The 20,964-nt window shown below is 35.2% G+C and carries 19 protein-coding genes; 14 read left to right on the top strand and 5 right to left on the bottom strand.

The features are described from left to right. Positions 1 to 66: 66 nt before the first annotated feature. Complete coding sequence (rseP, locus tag AC2A1G_RS06835; RefSeq protein ID WP_484046182.1) at positions 67 to 1,413, bottom strand: RIP metalloprotease RseP; 1,347 nt, start codon at positions 1,411 to 1,413, stop codon at positions 67 to 69. 103 nt (positions 1,414 to 1,516) lie between these two features. Further along, positions 1,517 to 1,957 (bottom strand): DUF6646 family protein, encoded by a 441-nt coding sequence (locus tag AC2A1G_RS06830; RefSeq protein ID WP_484046181.1) that lies wholly within the window; start codon positions 1,955 to 1,957, stop codon positions 1,517 to 1,519. 172 nt (positions 1,958 to 2,129) lie between these two features. Here AC2A1G_RS06830 and AC2A1G_RS06825 point away from each other — a divergent pair, with 172 nt between their 5' ends. Then, positions 2,130 to 2,882 carry a nitrilase-related carbon-nitrogen hydrolase gene (locus AC2A1G_RS06825; RefSeq protein ID WP_484046180.1) on the top strand — a complete coding sequence of 251 codons (753 nt, stop codon included), beginning with the start codon at positions 2,130 to 2,132 and terminating at the stop codon, positions 2,880 to 2,882. A 194-nt stretch (positions 2,883 to 3,076) separates the two neighbouring features. On the opposite strand, the gene AC2A1G_RS06820 is transcribed toward AC2A1G_RS06825, so the two are convergent. Genes AC2A1G_RS06820 through AC2A1G_RS06810 form a run of 3 tightly spaced genes read right to left on the bottom strand, consistent with a single transcriptional unit; the run spans position 3,077 to position 5,413 of the window. Further along, entirely contained in the window at positions 3,077 to 3,376 is a 300-nt protein-coding gene (locus tag AC2A1G_RS06820; protein WP_484046179.1) for a thioredoxin family protein, read from the bottom strand. A 14-nt stretch (positions 3,377 to 3,390) separates the two neighbouring features. Next, positions 3,391 to 3,975: a hypothetical protein gene (locus AC2A1G_RS06815; protein WP_484046178.1), complete on the bottom strand. Its 585-nt coding sequence runs from the start codon at positions 3,973 to 3,975 to the stop codon at positions 3,391 to 3,393. 28 nt (positions 3,976 to 4,003) lie between these two features. Continuing rightward, entirely contained in the window at positions 4,004 to 5,413 is a 1,410-nt protein-coding gene (locus AC2A1G_RS06810) for an MBL fold metallo-hydrolase (RefSeq protein ID WP_484046177.1), read from the bottom strand. A gap of 287 nt (positions 5,414 to 5,700) precedes the next feature. Between AC2A1G_RS06810 and AC2A1G_RS06805 the strand changes: the two genes are divergently transcribed. The 13 genes from AC2A1G_RS06805 (at position 5,701) to AC2A1G_RS06745 (ending at position 20,931) form a co-directional block, all read left to right on the top strand. Beyond that, positions 5,701 to 7,227, top strand: coding sequence for a helicase HerA-like domain-containing protein (locus tag AC2A1G_RS06805; protein ID WP_484046176.1), 1,527 nt, complete (start codon positions 5,701 to 5,703; stop codon positions 7,225 to 7,227). A 263-nt stretch (positions 7,228 to 7,490) separates the two neighbouring features. After that, positions 7,491 to 8,714 (top strand): 3'-5' exonuclease, encoded by a 1,224-nt coding sequence (locus AC2A1G_RS06800; protein ID WP_484046175.1) that lies wholly within the window; start codon positions 7,491 to 7,493, stop codon positions 8,712 to 8,714. 253 nt (positions 8,715 to 8,967) lie between these two features. Continuing rightward, a complete protein-coding gene (gene lysA / locus AC2A1G_RS06795) occupies positions 8,968 to 10,167 on the top strand; it encodes a diaminopimelate decarboxylase (protein WP_484046174.1) in 1,200 nt (399 codons plus the stop codon). Positions 10,168 to 10,323: 156 nt separating this feature from the next. Beyond that, positions 10,324 to 11,568, top strand: coding sequence for an MFS transporter (locus AC2A1G_RS06790; RefSeq protein ID WP_484046173.1), 1,245 nt, complete (start codon positions 10,324 to 10,326; stop codon positions 11,566 to 11,568). 41 nt (positions 11,569 to 11,609) lie between these two features. After that, positions 11,610 to 12,098, top strand: a complete 489-nt coding sequence (locus tag AC2A1G_RS06785) for an energy transducer TonB (RefSeq protein WP_484046172.1) — start codon at positions 11,610 to 11,612, stop codon at positions 12,096 to 12,098. Positions 12,099 to 12,197: 99 nt separating this feature from the next. Then, a complete protein-coding gene (locus AC2A1G_RS06780) occupies positions 12,198 to 12,923 on the top strand; it encodes a hypothetical protein (protein WP_484046171.1) in 726 nt (241 codons plus the stop codon). A gap of 162 nt (positions 12,924 to 13,085) precedes the next feature. Then, positions 13,086 to 14,519, top strand: coding sequence for a tRNA (N6-isopentenyl adenosine(37)-C2)-methylthiotransferase MiaB (miaB, locus tag AC2A1G_RS06775; RefSeq protein WP_484046512.1), 1,434 nt, complete (start codon positions 13,086 to 13,088; stop codon positions 14,517 to 14,519). A 26-nt stretch (positions 14,520 to 14,545) separates the two neighbouring features. Beyond that, a complete protein-coding gene (locus AC2A1G_RS06770; protein ID WP_484046170.1) occupies positions 14,546 to 15,679 on the top strand; it encodes a PDDEXK nuclease domain-containing protein in 1,134 nt (377 codons plus the stop codon). A 9-nt stretch (positions 15,680 to 15,688) separates the two neighbouring features. Next, positions 15,689 to 16,114, top strand: a complete 426-nt coding sequence (locus AC2A1G_RS06765; protein WP_484046169.1) for a hypothetical protein — start codon at positions 15,689 to 15,691, stop codon at positions 16,112 to 16,114. A gap of 85 nt (positions 16,115 to 16,199) precedes the next feature. Next, a complete protein-coding gene (locus AC2A1G_RS06760; RefSeq protein WP_484046168.1) occupies positions 16,200 to 17,495 on the top strand; it encodes a sigma-54 interaction domain-containing protein in 1,296 nt (431 codons plus the stop codon). Between the two features lie 25 nt (positions 17,496 to 17,520). Beyond that, positions 17,521 to 18,225 (top strand): DUF2189 domain-containing protein, encoded by a 705-nt coding sequence (locus AC2A1G_RS06755; protein ID WP_484046167.1) that lies wholly within the window; start codon positions 17,521 to 17,523, stop codon positions 18,223 to 18,225. A gap of 11 nt (positions 18,226 to 18,236) precedes the next feature. Then, complete coding sequence (locus AC2A1G_RS06750; protein ID WP_484046166.1) at positions 18,237 to 18,758, top strand: LptE family protein; 522 nt, start codon at positions 18,237 to 18,239, stop codon at positions 18,756 to 18,758. Position 18,759: 1 nt separating this feature from the next. Next, positions 18,760 to 20,931, top strand: coding sequence for a hypothetical protein (locus AC2A1G_RS06745; RefSeq protein ID WP_484046165.1), 2,172 nt, complete (start codon positions 18,760 to 18,762; stop codon positions 20,929 to 20,931). The last annotated feature ends 33 nt before the right edge of the window (positions 20,932 to 20,964 follow it).

The following is a 20,964-nucleotide window of genomic DNA, read 5'->3' as shown; positions in this document are numbered from 1 at the left end:
AAGTGGTGCAAATATAGGACGGATATTTATACCACGCAAGTTTTTGAATTAAATTTTTCAAAAATTTTAAAGACTTCCCGTTATCATCTTGAAAATATCGCTTCCAAAGATCAGTAACATCAAGCCTAACAGGAAGATAACTCCTACCATCTGAGCGTTTTCTAAGACTTTCTGTGGTACAGGTTTTCCTACAATCATCTCATATAAAGTAAAAATAACGTGTCCGCCATCCAATCCTGGAATAGGAATTAGATTTAGGAATGCCAACCAAACTGAGAACATTGCTGTAAATGCCCAAAAATCTGTCCAGTTGATAGAAACATTTCCTGATGCATCCCTGTCAACAGGCATTTTATTGATAATGGCTAGTGGGCCACCGACTTTCTTGTAACCCTGAACTTTTTTATTGAAAATCAGCTTAAACTGCTTTATCTGATAAGTCAGACTTTCAATTGTAAGCGTGAATCCTCTTGTAACAGATTCTCCAAAGCTATACTCAACGTGATTGTTATATTTTTTGAGTTCTTTAAAACTTAAAATCCCGAGCGTACCGTCTTTTGAAACCGGAATTTTTAAATCAATATTTTGGTTGTTTCTGGAAACCTGTAAATCAATTGTTTTGCCTGCGTTTGGAACAACCAAAGGTTTTAGTTCATCATAGAACTTGATCGGTTTTGAATTAATAGCTAAAATCTTATCACCCAATTTCAATCCTGCATCAGATGTTGATTTGGTAACAATGGTGTCGACAATTGGAGTTAATCTCGGTGTAAGAAATGCTTTAGGTTCAGGATCATTAAAGGCTAAAGCTTTTCCGTCGTCATTTGTAGGGAAAGTAACTTCTTTTCCGCCTCTTTCAACTGTAATTTCGTCACTTAATAAAACATCTAAAGCTAATTTTTTAAAATCTCTCTGAATTTTACCGTCAACTTTTAAAATTTTATCACCATCCTGAAAGCCCATTTTTTTAGCAGCTTCTGTGTAGTGTAAAGGGGTAGTAATTCTTTCTGCTTCGAAGATGTTTTCACCGTTGTTTCCAATCAGACACGAATAAATTAACCAAGCCAAAAAGAAATTTACCGTAACTCCCCCCATCATTATAATTAATCTCTGCCAAGCTGGTTTAGCTCTGAATTCCCATGGTTGTGCAGGCTGCTTCAGTTGCTCGGTATCCATGCTTTCATCCACCATTCCGGCGATTTTTACATAGCCACCGAAAGGAAGCCAGCCAATTCCGTATTCGGTTTCACCAACTTTCTTTTTTACTATTGAAAACCATGGATCGAAGAATAAATAGAATTTTTCAACTTTGGTTTTAAACCATTTTGCAGGCAAAAAGTGCCCAAGCTCGTGAAGAATTACTAAAATAGAGATACTTAATATAAATTGAAAGATCTTGATTGCTAATTCCATTAAATGTTTTTAAATTATAATTTGCAAATGTAACGATTATCAAAACGATGCCAAATAAAAAGCCTCTCGAAATGAGAAGCTTTGTCATATCTTATTGCAGGATTTAAAAATTAAACGAGACACCAAGACTGCCATTGTTGCCGACTTCAGCAAATACACCGATGTTTTCTGTGAAAAAGTACCTTGCACCGATGTGTGCACCAATTCCGAACTCTTTGTACAGAACTCCAACATCTACACCGGGATAGATATCAAGCTTTTTCGGTAACTGAAGAGTTTTATTTAAATGAAAATTTACTCTTCCAAAGGCAAAAAAACGATTGTCGCTGTCATTGTCTTTAAAATTTTCAAAATAAACATTCAATCCCGCTCCTACAGAAATCAGATCATTGATTCCGTAATCGTAAGTTCCCGCAATTCCGGTTCCGTAGCCCCACGCAGCAAGTCCGGCGGTTACTTTTTGATCACCACTTCCGGTGTAAGCTTGTGCGTGAAATAATGATGCAGAAAACAGGAAAATCATCATCAAAAACAATTTCTTCATAATTTCTTTTTTAAATTTAATAAAAATCGGTAGCAGCAAAAATAAAACCGATTTCAATGAAAAAACGTAATTTTAAGAACTTTATTGAATGTTTTTGAAATCGCCAGATGTGGCGATTGCATAACTTATACCGATTGTTCGGGATGACCTTTAAAAACAATAAAATCTACATATGAAAATTACAGCATTAAATTTCGACATTGTCTGGAAAAATAAACAGGAAAATTTCGAAAAAATTGAGAGGGAATTTGAAAATGTTAATTCAGACCTTTTTCTTTTGCCCGAAATGTTTTCAACGGGTTTTTGTATGGATGCTGATGAGGTTTCAGATAAAAATGAAGAATCACTTGAGTTTTTAAAGAAAATTTCAAAGGAAAAAAATGCTGCATTCTGCGGAAGTGCTGCCGTTGCTGAAAATGGTAATTTCTATAACAGAATGTACTTCGTAAATCCTGATTCTGAAGTTGTTTATTATGATAAAAGACATTTGTTTTCGTTCTCGGGAGAAGATAAAGTCTACACACCGGGAAAAGAGAGGGTAATTGTTGAATTTTTGGGAATTCGCTTTCTGTTGCAGGTTTGCTATGATTTAAGATTTCCAGTATTTGCAAGAAATAACAATGATTACGATGCGATTTTATATGTTGCCAACTGGCCTGAAAAAAGAGTAGGAGCCTGGGAGCATTTGCTTAAAGCGAGAGCAATTGAAAATCTTTCCTATGTTTTTGGTTTAAACAGAATCGGAACCGATGGCAATAATCTTTTTTATCAGGAAAGTTCGCACTGTTTTTTTGCTGACGGAAAAGAGATTTCAGACAAAAAAGGAAATTTGGTATTAGCGGAACTGAATTTAGATGAATTGAAAGATTTCAGAAATCACTTTCAGTTTTTGAATGACAGGGATTCTTTTGAGATTATTGATTAGGTTAAGGTTTGAATTTCTAACAGATTTTTCTGCCACGAATGCCCGAATGTTTTTCGTTTTATTAAAAGCAGCCTTAATTAAATTCGTGTATTCGTGGCAATATTATTTCCAAACATTTTACTGCCATTCATCTGTGAAAATTCGTGCATTGTGTGCGAATAAATTATATTTTCAGCCTTAACCTAAGCCTCAACCTAAATATACTGCTCCAAAAGCTGCGTCAAACGGTTCACATCGTGCACACCGCTTTCTTTATAAAGCAATTCTCCTTTTTTAAAAACTGCCAAAGTAGGTACACCACGAACGCCGTACTGAGAGGCAATTGCAGGATATTGGTCTACGTCTATTTTTACAATTCTTGCGCCTTCACCCACTTTTTCTTTCACTGTCGTTAAAACCGATGACTGCACTTTACAAGGCTGACACCATGTTGCGAAAAAATCGATGAGTACGGGTCTTTCTGATCCTATAAGTTCCTGAAATTTTTGTGACATTGTTTTAAATTTTTCTAAAGTTCTTTTTCAAAAAATATATTTTTACTTTCTAAATATTCATTAGCCTCCAAATTGTCGTCAGAAATACAATGTCCTGAATCTAAATCATAAACTCCACCTGCAAAGTCTGAATATTCTAAGAACCCTAATAATTCTGAATTTGTTGCCTCTTTTGCATTTTTCCAACAATCTAGAAGAAAATTATGCTCTAAAACAGATTTGTTTTCCCAGTAAACAGCAGGGTCAAGTTCGCCTAACAAATTTAAATGCTTAGAATAATCTATTTTGTTTTTATCTAAAACTTTAAGGCATAATTCATCAACTTCAATGTAAGAATAACTTGAAAGAGATATCTCTGGTCTGTTTACTGTGTTGTCAGGTAAATAATACTCATAATTTGGTTCAATAAAAAGAAAGCTGAGTGGACTTGGAGCGTACATGAAAAGACTTATTACATTAATCTTTACATCATCTTCTCTGAATTTGAAATCTGAACTTAAATAGTTAATTAGAAAATCTATAACCAGTTTTTTTCGTGGTATCAGAAATGTTTCAATAAACGCCTTGTCAATTTCAGATTCAATTTGCTCTACTGTCATAGTCTTTAATATTGGAAAAGAGTAATTCCTAAAGCGTTTTAGACTGACAGACAAAATCCGAAACCGGAAGTTTTTCTGTTTTTTTAATGCCGTTGAAACCACCTTCAATTTCAGTAAAGTTTCTGATTCCGTGAGAGTTGAGGATGCTTGCGGCAATCATGCTGCGGTAACCTCCGGCGCAGTGTAAAAAGAAATGTTCAGAATCATCAACCGTTGAAACCCAGTCGCTGATCGTGTCTAGAGGTCTGCTGTAAGCATTATCAATATGCTCTGCAGAATATTCACCGATTTTTCTTACATCAATGATTTTTGAATTTTCATTAAACTGTTCTACAAATTCAGCTGGAGTGATTCTTTTCACTTCATCAATTTCCTTTGTAGAATTTTTCCACGAACTGAAACCTCCTTTTAAATAGCCCAAAACATTATCAAAACCAACTCGGCTTAGTCTGGTAATCACTTCCTCTTCAGTTCCCTCATCGGCAACCAAAAGCAAAGGATGCTTTACGTCAACAATTAAACTTCCCACCCACGGTGCAAAATCTCCTTTCAGACCAATGTTGATCGAGTTGGGAATAAATCCTTTATGAAAATCTGCAGGACCGCGAGTATCTAAAATCAAAGCTCCGGATTCTTCTGCGAAACTTTCAAAATCTTCCACGGAAACTGGGTTTAAACCTTTGTCCATAACATCATCAAGGCTTTCGTAACCGCCTTTGTTCATCGCTACATTCATTCCGAAATATTTTGGTGGAGCAGTTAATCCGTCTAAAACCTCTCTAATGAAAGATTCTTTATCTGGCTGATTTAATGCGTAATTGGTTCTTTTTTGATTTCCAAGAATATCAACTGTTTCTTTCTGCATATTTTTACCACAAGCCGAACCAGCGCCGTGAGCAGGATAAACGGTAATGCTGTCATCTAAAGGTAAAATTTTGCTGTGTAAACTTTCGTATAAAATTCCGGCAAGATCTTCTTGAGTCATTGTTCCTGCCTTTTGAGCCAAATCAGGGCGGCCAACATCTCCTAAAAATAAAGTGTCTCCGGTAAAAATTGCAGTTTCAACACCGCTCTCATCAATCAGAAGGTAAGTTGTGCTTTCCATGGTGTGGCCTGGCGTGTGAAGAACTTTAATCTTCGCTTTTCCGATCTCAAAAATTTGTTCGTCTTCAGCGATAATAGCTTCAAATTCTGGTTGAGCAGTCGGCCCGTATACAATGGGTGCGTGTGTTTTTTTACTTAAATCCAAATGTCCTGAGACAAAATCTGCATGAAAATGCGTTTCAAATATATATTTTAAAGTGACATTGTCCTTTTCAAGGCGGTCAAGATATGGTTTTACTTCTCTCAGCGGATCTATGATTGCTGCTTCATTCTCGGATACAATATAATATGCACCCTGTGCCAAACATCCCGTATATATTTGTTCAATTTTCATTGAGTTTTATTTGTAAAAATTATAAGCTACAAAGTAAGGAATTAATTATAAAGAAATGATAATTCTGTGTGATAGTTTCTTTCAATATTAAAATTTTATGGTGCTAAAACTTAATGGAACTTATTAAATGTCAGGTTTTAAGTTGTTTCTAAAAGTCTGTAAAAACTGTAGACTGTTTTATATCATATTCCATTATATTCTTTTTAAAGATAGTTTATTATGAATTTGATAAAAACTAAACCCAATATTTTGCAAAAAACTTTATCTTTAGATGTTAAAAAAATCAAATGGCAGACAAAACAAAATTTATTGACGAGCTTTCGAAAAGATACACTCCGAAAGGAGAACATATAATTTTAGGAAAAGGGATGTTGGATGGCGATGTAGTCACAGAAGTAAACGTTACAATTCCTTTAAAAACCATCAACCGTCACGGTCTGATTGCCGGAGCCACCGGAACGGGAAAAACAAAAACACTTCAGGTCTTCGCAGAGCAACTTTCTCACGCCGGAATTCCATCTTTGGTTTTAGATATTAAAGGTGATTTTTCAGGAATTGCAGAGTCCGGACAGATGAATTCTATCATCGAAGAACGTTACGCAAAAACTCAACTTCCGTATAATCCGCAGGCTTTTCCGGTGGAACTGATGAGTATTTCCGGTGGGAAAGGGGTGAAATTGAGAGCGACCGTTACTGAATTTGGTCCTGTTTTATTAAGTAAAATTTTGGAACTTAATGATACCCAGCAAAGTATCATGTCGATTGTTTTCAAATACTGCGACGACAAAGGTTTGCCTTTGATTGATTTAAATGATTTAAAAAAAGTTCTTCAATATGTAACCGATAATCCACAAGGCAAGGCTGAATTGTCGGCGAATTACGGTTCAATCGCCTCAGCGTCTTTGGGAGCGATTTTAAGATCAATTGTTGCATTGGAACAGCAGGGTGCTGCAGATTTCTTTGGGGAATTAAGTTTTGATGTTCACGATTTACTTGAAACTCGCGATGGAAAAGGCGTTGTCAATATTTTAAGAGTTGCTGATATTCAGAATAAGCCACAACTTTTCTCGACGTTTATGCTTTCGCTTTTTGCTGAAATTTATATGACTTTCCCTGAAGAAGGCGACAGCGGAAAACCTAAATTGGTGCTTTTCATCGATGAAGCCCACTTGATTTTTGATGAATCTTCCAAAGCACTGGTTTCCCAGATTGAAACGATGGTCAAACTGATTCGTTCAAAAGGAGTTGGAATTTATTTTATTACTCAGATTCCGGGCGACGTTCCTGAAAATGTGCTTTCGCAATTGGGTTTGAAAATACAGCACGCTTTAAGAGGATTTACTGCAAAAGATAAAAAGGAAATTTCAAAAGCCGTTGAAAATTATCCGACGACGGAATTTTACAATGCTTCAGAATTAATTCAAAACTTAGGAATTGGTGAAGCTTTTGTCACTGCTTTGGACGAAAAAGGTATTCCAACGCCATTGGTTCATACTTATTTAATTTCTCCTGAATCAAGAATGGATGTTTTGAATGATGCAGAAGTTTCAGATTTAACATCGAAGTCAGCTTTGGTTTCAAAATATGAAAAGCCGGTTGACAGCGAATCTGCCTATGAAATTTTGGTGAAAAGAATGGAACAGGCTGTTGAAAATTCAGCTCCTACACAAAAAACAAAACCAGTAAAAGAAGAGCCGGGAATGTTTGAGCAGGTAATGAAAAGCAGTGCCGGAAGAACATTCGCCAACACATTGATGAGAGAAGGTGCAAAAGCTATTTTAGGAATGCTGGGACTGGGCAAAAGAAGAAGATAATTGTGCAGCGTGAGGCTTTAAGATAAATTTTATTATTTTAGCAGATTAGCCAAGATTTAAAATACAGTTAAATAAATTTTTAACCATTAAGATTTTTTTAAGAAGTTGAGAATGATTAAGAATTTGCAGGCAAATGTAAGCGGAATGCTTAAGAAATGTTTACATTTCCTCTTAAGAAAACTTACAAATTTAATTTTCTTAATGTTTTAAATTCTTAGGGTTTCAAAAGCTTGGCTTTTATTTTAATTTAGATAATAATTATAATGTATTCGATTATAGATATAGAAAGCAATGGTGCAGGGTTCAGAAAAGAATGCATTATCGATATCGCCATTTATAAATATGACGGTCACAAAATTGTAGACCAGTTTATTTCGCTGGTCAATCCCGAAAGTGATATTACTCCTTTTGTACAAAAACTGACCAATATCAGCCCGAAAATGGTGAAAACCGCTCCGAAATTTCATGAACTGGCAAAAAGAGTGGTGGAAATTACTGAAGGGACTACTTTAGTTGGTCACAACATTGATTTTGATTACAGAATGCTTCGGCAGTCTTTTCAAAGGCTTGGTTATGATTTCAAAATCAACACTTTAGATACAATTCCTTTGGCTAAGAAACTGATTCCTGATGAAGTTAGTTATTCTTTGCAAAAGCTGGTGAAGTCTCTTGGAATTCCTTTGACAAATGCTCACCGGGCAGATGGTGATGCGAGGGCAACTTTAGAATTGTTTAAACTTTTGATTTCAAAAGATACAGAAAACGAAATCATTCAGAAACAGCATGATGAGACTAATGCCAAGAATTATATTAATAAAATCAAGCTTTTAACTCAGGATTTACCCAACGAAAAAGGATTTGTTTATTTTCAGGACGAAAATGGGAAAATTATTTTCTCTGAGCACGCTCAGGATATCAATAAGTTTTCAAAAAAAATTTTTAATTCTAAATCTAAAAAATGGGAGCCCATTCAGAATGGTGTTGAGCAAATTCATTTTGAACTCACCGGAAATGATATTATCGCTAAGCTGATTCTGAATTCCAAGAATATCAGAAAAAGAGATATTTTTCCGTACGGACTGTATTTCAGAAACAATCAGTATTTAGCTGAAAAAACAAAACTGAATAGGACCGAAAAGCCAATAATTAAATTTAAATCTTACACTCAGGGAGCAAAAGCGATTCAGTTTTTAGCTTCACAACCCGAATTTGAGTTTGCGGAAATTCTACAAAATAAAATTGACTTTAGAAAAAGGAATGAACTTTGGCTGGGTTCAGGCAGAAAATTAGGCGAAAAACTTTTCATTATCATCGAAAACGGAAAGGTTATGTCTTTTGGGTTCTACGAACTTTTCACACAAATACAGACTTTAAGCAAATTGTCAAAATTAAAAATAGACACCTGTTTTCAGTCTTCAGATTTAATTAATGATCTTCAAATGGCTTTGCTCAGGGGTGATTTTGAAACCTTGCCTTTGCCAAAATAAGGAAGCGTTTAAGTTTCAAATATAATTTTATCAGTATTAAAGAAGTTTCAACTTCAATTTCTCAAAATAAATAGTATTTTTGCACAAGAATTAAAAATAGCAATGCAGAATTTTAAACAAAAACAAACCGGGAAAAAGGGAGCTGTAAAGTTTTCAAAGGTTTGGAATACCTAAGAGTTGCGTTGCATAAAAAATAATATTGCGGCAGACTCTTCTCGAAGAATCTGTCTTTTTTTATGTAAAATTTTAAAATATGACCTCAAAAGAATTATTGAAGATTGCCAATGAATTTGGCACACCGGTGTACGTTTACGATGCAGAATCCATCAAAACACAATACGAAAAACTTACATCTTCTTTTTTAAAACACACCAAGTTCTTCTACGCAGCGAAGGCATTGACAAATATTAATATTCTGAAATATGTCAAAAATCTGGGAGCTTCTCTAGACTGTGTATCAATAAATGAGGTCAAATTAGGCTTAAAAGCAGGATTTCCAAAAGAAAAAATTCTATTTACTCCCAATTGTGTTGACTTAGCAGAAATCGAGGAGGCGATGGCTTTCGGCGTTCACATTAACATTGATAACATCTCTATTCTAGAGCAATTCGGGAACAAATATGGGAATACATATCCTATTTTAGTAAGAATCAATCCACATATTTTTGCTGGTGGGAACTATAAAATTTCAACAGGGCATATCGATTCAAAATTTGGTATTTCTATCCATCAGGTTCGTCACATTGAAAGAGTGATGAAATCTACAAACCTGAATGTAGAAGGACTTCACATGCACACAGGAAGCGAAATTAAAGATCCGGATGTTTTCCTTCAGGCTTTGGAAATTATGCTTGAATTATCAGAACATTTCCCGAATCTGAAATATCTCGATATGGGTAGCGGTTTCAAAATCCCTTATCAGGACAGTGAGGAAGAAACGGATGTAAAAACTTTGGGTAAAAAAGTAGAGAAAGTAATTTCAGAATTCTCAAAATCAACAGGCAAAAAATTCGAACTTTGGTTTGAGCCGGGTAAATTTTTAGTTGGAAAAAGTGGTTATCTTTTAGTGAAAGCAAACGTAATCAAACAAACTACAGCAACAGTTTTCGTAGGTGTAAATTCTGGATTTAATCATTTGATTCGTCCAATGTTCTACGATTCTTATCATCAAATTGAAAATTTATCAAACCCGAAAGGTGCGGAGAGAATTTACACGGTTGTCGGAAATATCTGTGAAACGGATACTTTTGCCTGGGACAGAAAATTGAATGAAGTGAGAGAAGGCGATGTTTTGGCTTTCCACAATGCCGGAGCCTATGGTTTTGAGATGAGTTCCAACTTTAATTCGAGATTGAAACCTGCAGAAGTTCTTTTCATAGACGGAAAAGCACATTTGATTAGAAAAAGAGATGAATTTGAAGATTTGCTGAGAAATCAGATTGAAATTCTTTAAAAATATTAGGCTCCGTTATTTTTTGCGGATTCTTTTTTTGCGATTAAAATATTTGTTTCATTTAGAATCTTTAATAATTCATTACCTTTGAAGATAGATATTTGCTTTTGAAAATCAGGGCAATATTATTTTATTAGTTCAATTTTTTCTTACGTGATGAGTGATTCTTTGAAGAAGTTTTATGTGATTGCCTGGGTTTTCGGGCTTGTTTTTTATTTTCTGGACTATGTGATCAGATCTGCACCTGCAGTGATGTTGCCCCAACTTTCAAGTCATTTTAATACCAATAATCTTGATTTGGTTTGGATGATGGGTACTTATTATTACACCTATTCTACCTGCAGTTTGCTTGCGGGAATTGCTTTGGATAAATTCGGGGGCAAAAAATCTCTCTTTGTGGGAACATTTATTTTAGGGATTGGAGCTTTGTTGTTTTTGATTTCAAGTCAGTTTGCCGGAGTTTCAGGAAGACTTTTGCAAGGCGCTGGTTGTGCATTTGCATTTCCGGGTTGTGTTTATCTGGCAAGCAAAGGTTTTTCATCTAAATCTTTAGCGACTGCGATTGGTTTTACCCAATGCTTGGGAATGTTGGGTGGCGCGTCCGGACAGTTTGTAGTTGGTCCGTGGGTAGAATCGGGGATGAATATCGATACATTTTGGCTTTGGTCCGGAATTTTTACTGTTATTACGGCTTTTGCACTTTATTTCGTAACACCGAAAGAAAATTCAGAAAAGGAGACCGATATTAATTCAAAAAAAATAGGCTATTTTGAAACCTATAAAATTGTTTTTAAAAATCCTCAGTCGTGGCTTTGTGGTTTGATTTCAGGACTGTTGTTTGCGCCGACAACAATCTTTGCAATGACTTGGGCAGTAGCATTCTTCGAAACAGATAAGCAGTTTGCTTTCCATGATGCAGCAGTAACCAGCGGAATGGTTGCCTTTGGATGGGTTTTCGGTTGTCCGCTATTAGGATTTATTACCGATAAAATTGGTCGGAGAAAACCAGTTTTGGTTGCTGGAGCAATAATAATGATTTTGAGTCTTCTGCAACTCGCATTTTTACCGCAATTATTTCCTGCGAAATTAACCATGTTTATTTTGGGTGTTGGCTCGGGAGCGGCTATGATTCCGTATTCTGTGATCAAAGAAACAAATCCTGATTTTGTGAAAGGAAGTTCTACGGGAGCCATCAATTTTATCACTTTCGGCGTGACGACATTATTAAGTCCTGTATTCAGTCATTTTTTTGGTAAAACTTTAGGGTTTTCTGATGCTGACGGCCATTTTCAAAACTCATTATTTTTTTGGATCGGAGGAATTGTGCTGGCGATTTTGATTTCACTAATGTTAAAAGAGACAGGTCGAAAATCTGCTGGAAATTTAGAAAAAACCAATTAATTTGGTGGGAAATTTGATTGAGCTTAGACAAATCAATCCTTATGAAATCAACACTTTTAATAATCGGTTTAGCATTTTCAAATCTAGTATTTGCACAGCAATATGATCTTGAAGATCAGGGAAGTAATGTGATTATTTCTGAAACCAATAAAAATATTCTGAAAATCGCCATCAGTGAACCATTACAGGTGGCTGTGAAAGATTGCAAAGATTTTAAATCTGCCAATGTGCAGGGTGGAGTTGCCGCTTACACAGAGACGTTGAGAAGATATATGTTCAATTATCTAAACTCCGAATTTTATGTTTTAAACGGAGATTTTACTTTCACCCTTACGGTAAATGAGATGGGTAAAATAGCAAAAATTGAAGGAACCCCGAAAGTAGACAACAGTGAAGTTTTTTTTGATGACATGAAATATGTGATGAGAAGAATTAAAAACACCTGGACGCCCGCAACCTGCAATGGAAAACCTGTTACAAGTGAAATTAAAATTAAAATAAACTTTAATTCTGTAGCGACTGATATGTAAATTCATGATTTCTTAATTTTTATCACACCCTAAATTGAATTAATTTGTTTTAATTTCGCAAAAACTTCAACTTACATTGGAGCTTTAATCTATTTAATGATGAAATCTATTTTTTTTACTGTCTTAGCATTACTTTTTTCTTTTACTTTCCATGCTCAAATCCTTTATTCTTATCCGCAAGGTCAAGATTTTTACGAAGGAGGTCGTGACGCTTTCTTCAAAGAACTTGTTTTTACAGCACAAAATAGTAAACTGAAAGCCTGCGAAAAACCCGAAGCTTTATTTATGAGGTTTGTGGTCTATCCTGATAATTCTGTAAAATATGTTGCGGATAATGATACAACTGCAGTCGTAAACAATAAGTGTTTAAAAAACAAAATGCTGGAAATCGTAAAAACGATGAAAAAGTTTAAACCCGCCGAAGTTGATGGTAAGAAATATCCTGCTATGTTTTTTGGAAGTTTTACAGAGAATATGTTGATAGGTAATTACACTTCTAGGGAAGATTTCGCAATGCCAGTTTATGTACATAAAGGAAAAGAAGGAGGAATTGAAAAGTTTAGAGAAAAATTTGCTAACTGTTTTGACACTAATGGTTTTAAGCCTGTGGGGTCTGAATATTCATTTACATTAAATTTTGATGTTTATACAACCGGAGAAACTGGATTTTTTCACATGGATAATATGTCTGACTTAGATAAGTTTAATGAGATGGTAGTAAAATGTGCAGCAAATACCAAAAAATCATATTGGAAGCCTGGAACGTACAAAGGAATTCCGATAAAGCAGATTTTTAAAATGCCCGTTAAGTTTACCAAGAATTAATTTGTTTTTGTATTAAATCGAACAAAATACCCTCCTGCCATTCTGTCACAATATTTTGTATCTTTGCAAACTGAATTCATTTGAAATGTGATGTTTGAAATTCGAAATTGCGCTGCAGTTGAAATCTCAAATCTCAAATCTCAAATCTCAAATTTAAAAACTGTGCAGGAAAAATATATAGACGAAACAAAACAGGGCGAAGCGTTTGCCATCCTCGAAAAACCGGAAAATTCAAAAAAATTATTTCTGGAAAGCTATGGATGTCAGATGAATTTCTCTGATTCTGAAATCGTTGCGTCAATTCTTAACGAACAAGGTTACAATACCACTTTAAAAGTCGAAGAAGCAGATTTGATTCTTCTAAATACCTGTTCCATTCGTGAAAAAGCTGAGCAAACTGTGAGAATGCGTTTGGCTCAATTTAAAAATCTCAAAAAAGAACGCCCAAATATGACTGTTGGAGTTCTCGGCTGCATGGCGGAAAGATTAAAAACTAAATTTTTAGAGGAAGAACAACTCGTTGATTTGGTTGTAGGTCCTGATGCTTACAGAGATTTACCCAATCTTTTAAAGGAAACCGAAGACGGAAGAGATGCTATCAATGTCATTCTTTCAAAAGAAGAAACGTATGCAGACATCAATCCGGTTCGTTTGGGCGGAAATGGAGTTACAGCTTTTGTGACGATTACCCGTGGTTGCGATAACATGTGTACTTTCTGCGTGGTTCCTTTTACGAGAGGCCGTGAAAGAAGCCGTGATCCACATTCAATCATCGAAGAATGCAAGAATTTGTGGGAAAATGGCTACAAAGAAATCACTTTGTTGGGTCAAAACGTCGACTCGTATCTTTGGTACGGTGGTGGTCCGAAAAAAGATTTTGCAAAAGCTTCTGAAATGCAAAAGTTAACGGCAACTAATTTCGCTCAGTTGCTTGATATGGTTGCTGTTGCTGTTCCTAAAATGAGAATCAGATTCTCAACTTCCAATCCGCACGAAATGACGGAAGAGGTTTTCAGGATGATTGCAAAACACGATAATATCTGTAATTATGTACATCTTCCCGTTCAAAGTGGAAGCGACAGAATTCTTCAGTTGATGAACCGTCAGCACACCCGTCAGGAATATTTAGATTTAATTAAAAAAGGAAAAGAAATCGTTCCCGATATTTCATTTTCACAGGATATGATTATCGGATTCTGCACCGAAACCGAGGAAGACCATCAAATGACGATGAGCTTAATGCGTGAAGTTGAATACGATTACGGTTATATGTTTTCTTATTCCACAAGACCCGGAACACCGGCTCATAAAAAGATGGAAGACGATATTCCTGCTGATGTAAAACAAAGGCGTTTAGCTGAGGTAATTGCTTTGCAGGGCGAACTTTCACGAAAAAGAATGCAGGGTTACGTTGGAAGAGTTCACGAGATTTTGATTGAAGGAATTTCCAAGAAAAATAAAAATCAGTGGAAAGGAAGAAATTCCCAGAACGCTGTTTGTGTATTTGATATGAAGGAAGGTCAGAAACTGGGCGACATTGTGTCTGTTTTTGTTCACGGAAATACGCAGGGAACACTTTTAGGGGAAACGGTATAGAATTTAAACTTTTAAGTTCTTCAACTATGAATAATTTACAGTCACAACAACTACTACAAAATATTTCTGCGTTATTGGATAATGCCAGAAAAAAAGTTGCTGTCGCTGTAAACCAAGCGATGGTTCTTACGTATTTCGAAATCGGAAGAATGATTGTAGAGGATGAACAGAATGGACAAGAAAGAGCAGAATATGGCGTAGAATTAATTAAAAATCTTGCTATTGAGCTCACTAAAAGATATGGAAAGGGATTTTCAAAAAGAAATTTAGATTTAATGAGACAGTTTTATTTGTCTTATTCAATTGTGCAAACACCGTCTGCACAATTTGGAGATGAAATTTCGTCAACACTGTTGATGAATTCTTCAAATGAAATTTCTGAAACATCCTCTGGGAAATCTTTAAAATCAATTGGTCAGACACTGTCTGACGTTTTTCAAATTCATCAAGCACAGGATGTTAATTTCAATCTTTCTTGGTCGCATTATTTAAAATTGATGAGGATCAAAGATCTAAATGAAAGGAAATTTTACGAAATTGAATCATTTAAAAACAACTGGAGTTTAAGAGAATTGCAAAGACAATACGATTCTGCTTTGTACGCAAGATTATCTTTAAGTAAAAATAAAGATGAAATTCAAAAGCTTTCTGAGAAAGGGCAAATTATAGAAAAACCGAAAGATCTCATCAAAGATCCTTATGTTTTGGAGTTCTTAGGCCTGTCTGAAAAACCAAATTATTCAGAGAGCGATTTGGAGTCAGAATTAATAGATAAATTAGAGCATTTCCTTTTAGAATTAGGAACAGGATTTACATTTGTTGCAAGACAAGACAGAATAACATTTGATGACAGACATTTTAAAATAGATTTGGTTTTTTACAACCGAATTTTAAAATGTTTTGTTTTAATTGATCTGAAAATTGGAGAATTAAAACATCAGGACATAGGGCAAATGCAGATGTACGTCAATTATTTCGACAGAGAAAAACGCATAGAAGGCGAAAATAAAACTATCGGAATTATTCTTTGTCAGGACAAAAGTGAAGCACTGGTTGAATATACTTTGCCGGAAAATAATGATCAGATTTTTGCCAGCAAATATCTCACTGTTTTGCCGAGCAAAGAAGATTTTATTAAAATTTTAGAAGAAAATCAATAAACATAGACAATGGAAAAATTTCAAAAATATTGCCTCAGTGTTTTATTGGTCATAATCAGCAGTAATATTTCTGCGCAGATCAGCAGCGGCACTATAAAAAGTGAAGATTGTAAAGTGCTGTATGAAATTTACAATCAGTTTTTAAGCTCAAGCCATTGCGAAGCATTAGAAAAAATCGTTTTAAATGGAAATTCAAAACGTAAATTTTCTATTGGAGAAAAGCAAAATGCAGCAGATCTTTTTGGTCGTCCAGCTTATAAACAGAATAAAAAAAATCTTCATAAAGCAGAAATTCGTTTTTCAGAAGAAAAATATAATCAGCGTTTAATTGTTTTTTTTAAAGAAAATAAAAAAGACTTCATAGCTGAGGTTTTATATTTCAAAAGTAAAGTTTCAAAGATCAGGAATAAAGATTATCTGGAGAATTTAGGTTAATTTTTTAAACCAATATTTTCAAATAATTTATAGTTCTACAATTTAGAATGTAGACAAAATCCTAATCAAAATTTAAATTTTACTTATGAGTATCGAACTTCAAAATATAAAAAACCGCTTCGGCATTATCGGAAATTTTCCGGCTTTAAACCGAGCTTTAGAAAAATCAATTCAAGTAGCACCCACTGATATTTCCGTTTTGGTGATTGGGGAAAGTGGTGTTGGTAAAGAATTTATTCCAAAAATCATTCATTCAGAATCTAAAAGAAAACATCAGCCTTATATCGTTGTAAACTGTGGTGCAATTCCCGAGGGAACAATTGATTCCGAGTTATTCGGGCACGAAAAAGGAGCTTTTACGGGAGCAACGGCAACCAGAAAAGGATATTTTGAAGTTGCAGATGGCGGAACTATTTTTCTTGATGAGGTGGGGGAACTGCCTTTGCAGACACAGGTTCGTTTGCTGAGAGTTTTAGAAAGTGGCGAATTTATGAAAGTAGGTTCTTCCCAAATTCAGAAAACCAACGTAAGAATCGTTGCTGCAACTAATGTAAACATGATGAAAGCCATTCAGGACGGGCGTTTCCGTGAGGATTTGTTTTACCGTTTGAATACTGTACAGATTGATATGCCTGCATTGAGAGAGCGAAAAGGCGATATTCATTTGTTATTCAGAAAATTTGCCATTGACTTTGCTGAAAAATACAGGATGCCGGAACTTGAATTGGAAGCAAGTGCTGTTCATTACATCGAAAATTACACTTTTCCCGGAAACGTGCGTCAGCTGAGAAATTTGGTTGAGCAAATGACTGTTGTAGAGCGTGACAGAAATGTTACAGTGACAAAACTCACAGAATATATCCCGATGGATGCGCATCTGCCAATGGTGGTGAATCAGCCGGCCGGACAAAAACAAACCGATTTTGGGAATGAAAGAGAAATTATGTACAAAATTCTCTTCGATATGCGGAGTGATATAAATGATTTAAAATCCTTAACTTCGGAACTGATTAAAAACAGAGGAACTGCAGATCTCAGCAATCAGGAGAAAAATCTGATAAGCAGAATTTATACTCCTGAACCGCAACAAACTGCCAATTCCAACTCGTTATTGTATTTTGAAAATAATAATAACAACAGCAATCAAAATGTTCAGAATCCAACCATTGTTTCGAATTCAGATGACAGTTACGAGGATTTTGAAGATATTGAAGTGGAAGAAAACAGACCGGAGTCTTTATCTCTTCAGAATAATGAGAAAGATTTGATTGTCAAAGCTTTAGAAAAACATAATGGCAGAAGGAACCGTGCAGCAGACGAGTTGGGGATTAGCCAGAGAACTTTGTACAGAAAAATAAAACAATATAACTTAGAAGAATAAATTGTAAACATTAAATCAAAAAAATATGAACGTAAATTTTACCGCAAAGCCAATCAACTTTAAGTTAGGTGACTACATCAGCAAAGCCTTTGAGCTTATGAAGAAAGATTTTGGAAACATCTTTGTAGCATTTTTGTGCTGTCTTTTGATGGGTTTCATTCCTTTTTGCGGAATGCTGGGTGCAGGAAATTTTTATCAATATTTAAGAAAATTGAATAAAGGTCAGCAGGCAAGCCCGAGTGATATTTTCAATTTCGATAAATTTATGCCCTATTTTATTCTTCAACTGATTATAGTAGGAGGGTTTTTGGTCTTGTATATTCCGTTCATGATTATGATGCCGATGATTGCATACACTCAGGGTGATGATCCGTCTCCTATGATTGGTTTTATATTTTTACCTTTTATGGTATTGGTTTATGCAGCTCTTATTTACTTTATGCTAAAAGGATTTTATATTCCGGCATTGATTTCTTTAAAAGATGTAAATGATATCAAAACAGCCTGGAATACTTCAAAAGTTATGACCAAAGGGAATTTAGTGTCAATATTCCTTTTTTCATTGATATTGGTTGTCATTTTGTATGCTGGTATTCTTGCCTGTGGTATTGGTTTGTTTGCTACCATGCCTTTCGTTTATGTTGCCAATTATTTCGCTTACGAAGATGCTCTTCAGCAGATTGATTACGACGAAATTACCGAAATCGGTGCCACTAAAGGAACTTTTTAAATTTAAATGAAATGAATTCTCTTAAAAATCTTTTTTTACTATTCATATCTGTGAGTTTGCTTAATTCCTGCTACAGCTTCACAGGTTCATCTCTTAAGGATGAAAAAACGGTGCAGATTAACGAGTTTCCAAACAATGCTCCGTTGGTCAATCCTACACTTTCGCAGCAGTTTTCCACAGATATTCAAAACAGATTTTTACAGAGAACTACTTTAAAAGGAACAAAATCAAACCCCGATATTTTAATTGAAGGTGAGATTACAGATTATTCGATTACGCCTACCAACATCAGCTCCACCACGCAGCAGACTTCGGCGGGTACCATTCAGCAATCGCAGAATAAACTGACAATCACCATAAAGGTGCACTACGAAAACAAACTGCATCCCGATTTGAGCTTTGACAGAACGTATATGGACGAAGCTGCATTCAATAGCGATTTGTCGCAGGCAGATATCGAATCTTCGCAGGTGAGATTGGTGACAGACAGAATCATCAACAAGATTTTTAATGACATTGTAGCAAACTGGTAAGATGAAAACTAGAGTTTTAGAGCTTTTAAAAGAGCCCAGAAATATTCAGAAAGACGATCTTCAGATTCTGAAAGATCAGATACAGGAATTTCCGTATCTTCAAAATGTACGTGCCCTGCATCTTTACGGTGTGCACCTTTACGAATCTGAAAATTACCAGAAAGAGCTTTCTAAAACTGCGGCTTACACTACAGATAAAAAAAATCTATATCATCTCATCAATGGTAAATTAGAAGCGAAAAAAGCAGAAATTTCTTCGCCAAAAGTTTCTCAAATAACTGAAAATAAAAAGCCTTATCCTGCTTATGTTCCAAAAAGCGGAGGTTTTCCGTTGAGACGTCCTGAAGAAAAGCAGGAAACTCAAGTAGAAGAATCTCATTACACCGCTGTACAGCCTTTGCCGGAAGTTTCTAATCAGCCCGTGGAAGTAGAAGGGCAGAGAAACAGAATTCTTTTTGAAGGTGAAGAAAATTTTCTGAACGAAGAAAACACAACTAAAATTGACCTGGAATCCAGTAAGGAATCGGGGAATTTAGTGACAGAAAAACTGAATGTTTTTCCAGATATTCAAAGTGAAACGGTTAAGGAAGTAATTGAAGATAAATCTGAAATTAATGAATCTGAAGTAGACAATCTAAATTCTGAAATCCTAGAGTCTGAATCACCTCAGATATCAGAAGAAATTGAAGCTGTTGAAATTGAATCAGAGACAAAAAATCAGGAAATTCATACTTTAGAACCGGAAACAGATGATGAGGTTGAAGAAACGGAAATTAATTTTAATCAGTCTGAAATTAGGGTTTCACCTGATGATAATTTAGAGGAAGCGGTAGAAGCTATTGCGGAAGATAAAGCAATTAGTTTTCAGGAAATTGCACCTCTTGAAACTGAAACTAAAGAAGAAAGTACAGGAGATGAAACTGTGGCTCAGGATGAGGTTGAGAATCAAACCGATTTTACACCAGAAACCATCATTGCTGAAGATAAAATTGAATCTGAAGACGAAAAACAAAAAGTTGAAGACGGTTCTCAATTAAGTTTTCACGGAACAGAATCTTTCCTTCCTGAAGTGAAAATTGAATCTAAATCGCCAGTTCAGCAGGAAATTCCGGCGGAAAATTCTCGTTCTAAAAATAAATATGAAGATGAAATGCGCCGTCTGATTGAGCAGGTGGAGCTGAAAATGAAAGAGGCTAAAAAAGATGTAAATAACAACGACAAAATTGAGAAAGAAGAAGAAATTGTGAGTTCTGAAATCAGCTTTGCAGAAACGCAGTCTTTTGAAGTTGAAACACCGTCGCCGGAAGTTGTTGAAAATAAGGAAGAAATTAAAGTTGCTGAAGATGAAATCGCAGTGAGCGATAAAGAAATTTCTGCTGAAACTGAAGTTAATTCTCAGTCTGAAACAGAAAATGAGGATGAAACTGCACCTTCAACTTCATGGAAACCAATGTCCTTCGAAACCAATATTTTGGATTCTTCAATTGGTAAAAAGGCTGAAGTTGCTGAACAAAAACCGACTGAAAAGCCAGAACCTGCGATAAAAGAACAGGTGAAAGAGTCTGTTCAAATCGAAGAAACGGATGTTAAAAACGATGAAGATCAGGAAGTTGTAGAAACTTCAGAAAACAATGAGGAAAATTTAAGAGAAGAAGAAAAACACACTCCGGCTTTTAATGTTTCTTTTTTTGGGAATAATATTTCATCATTTATTAAATCTAACCAAAAAGAAGAATCAAATCAAAAGACTGAAGAAGAAATTAAACCTGAAGTTGGTGCTCAACCAAAAATTCAGCCTGACAAACGTCAGATTCCTTCCATTTTAGACAGCAATGTCCCCGGTTTTATCAATACATGGCAAAGCTGGCTAAAGATTGAGCGTCCTTTGGAAGTAGAAAAGGAAAAAGTTGAAATCAAAGAAAAAGCAATTGAAGCTTTCATTGAAAATAATCCTAAAATAAGTCAGCTGAAAGACGAAAGCAGTTTTGTAGTTAAAGAACGCACCGACGATATTTCACACCTGATGACAGAGACGCTTGCAAAACTTTATACCGAGCAGAAACTGTACTCAAAAGCAATTCAGGCATACCAGATTTTAATTGGAAAACATCCTGAAAAGAAATTATATTTTGAAGAAAAAATTCAGGAAGTAAAAGACATCCGAGGCAGATAAAAAATAAAAACAGATCATTTTCGATCTGTTTTT

The organism is Chryseobacterium sp. HNCC26DJ240, assembly GCF_057180485.1.
This window is presented reverse-complemented; position numbering and strand designations above follow the sequence as displayed.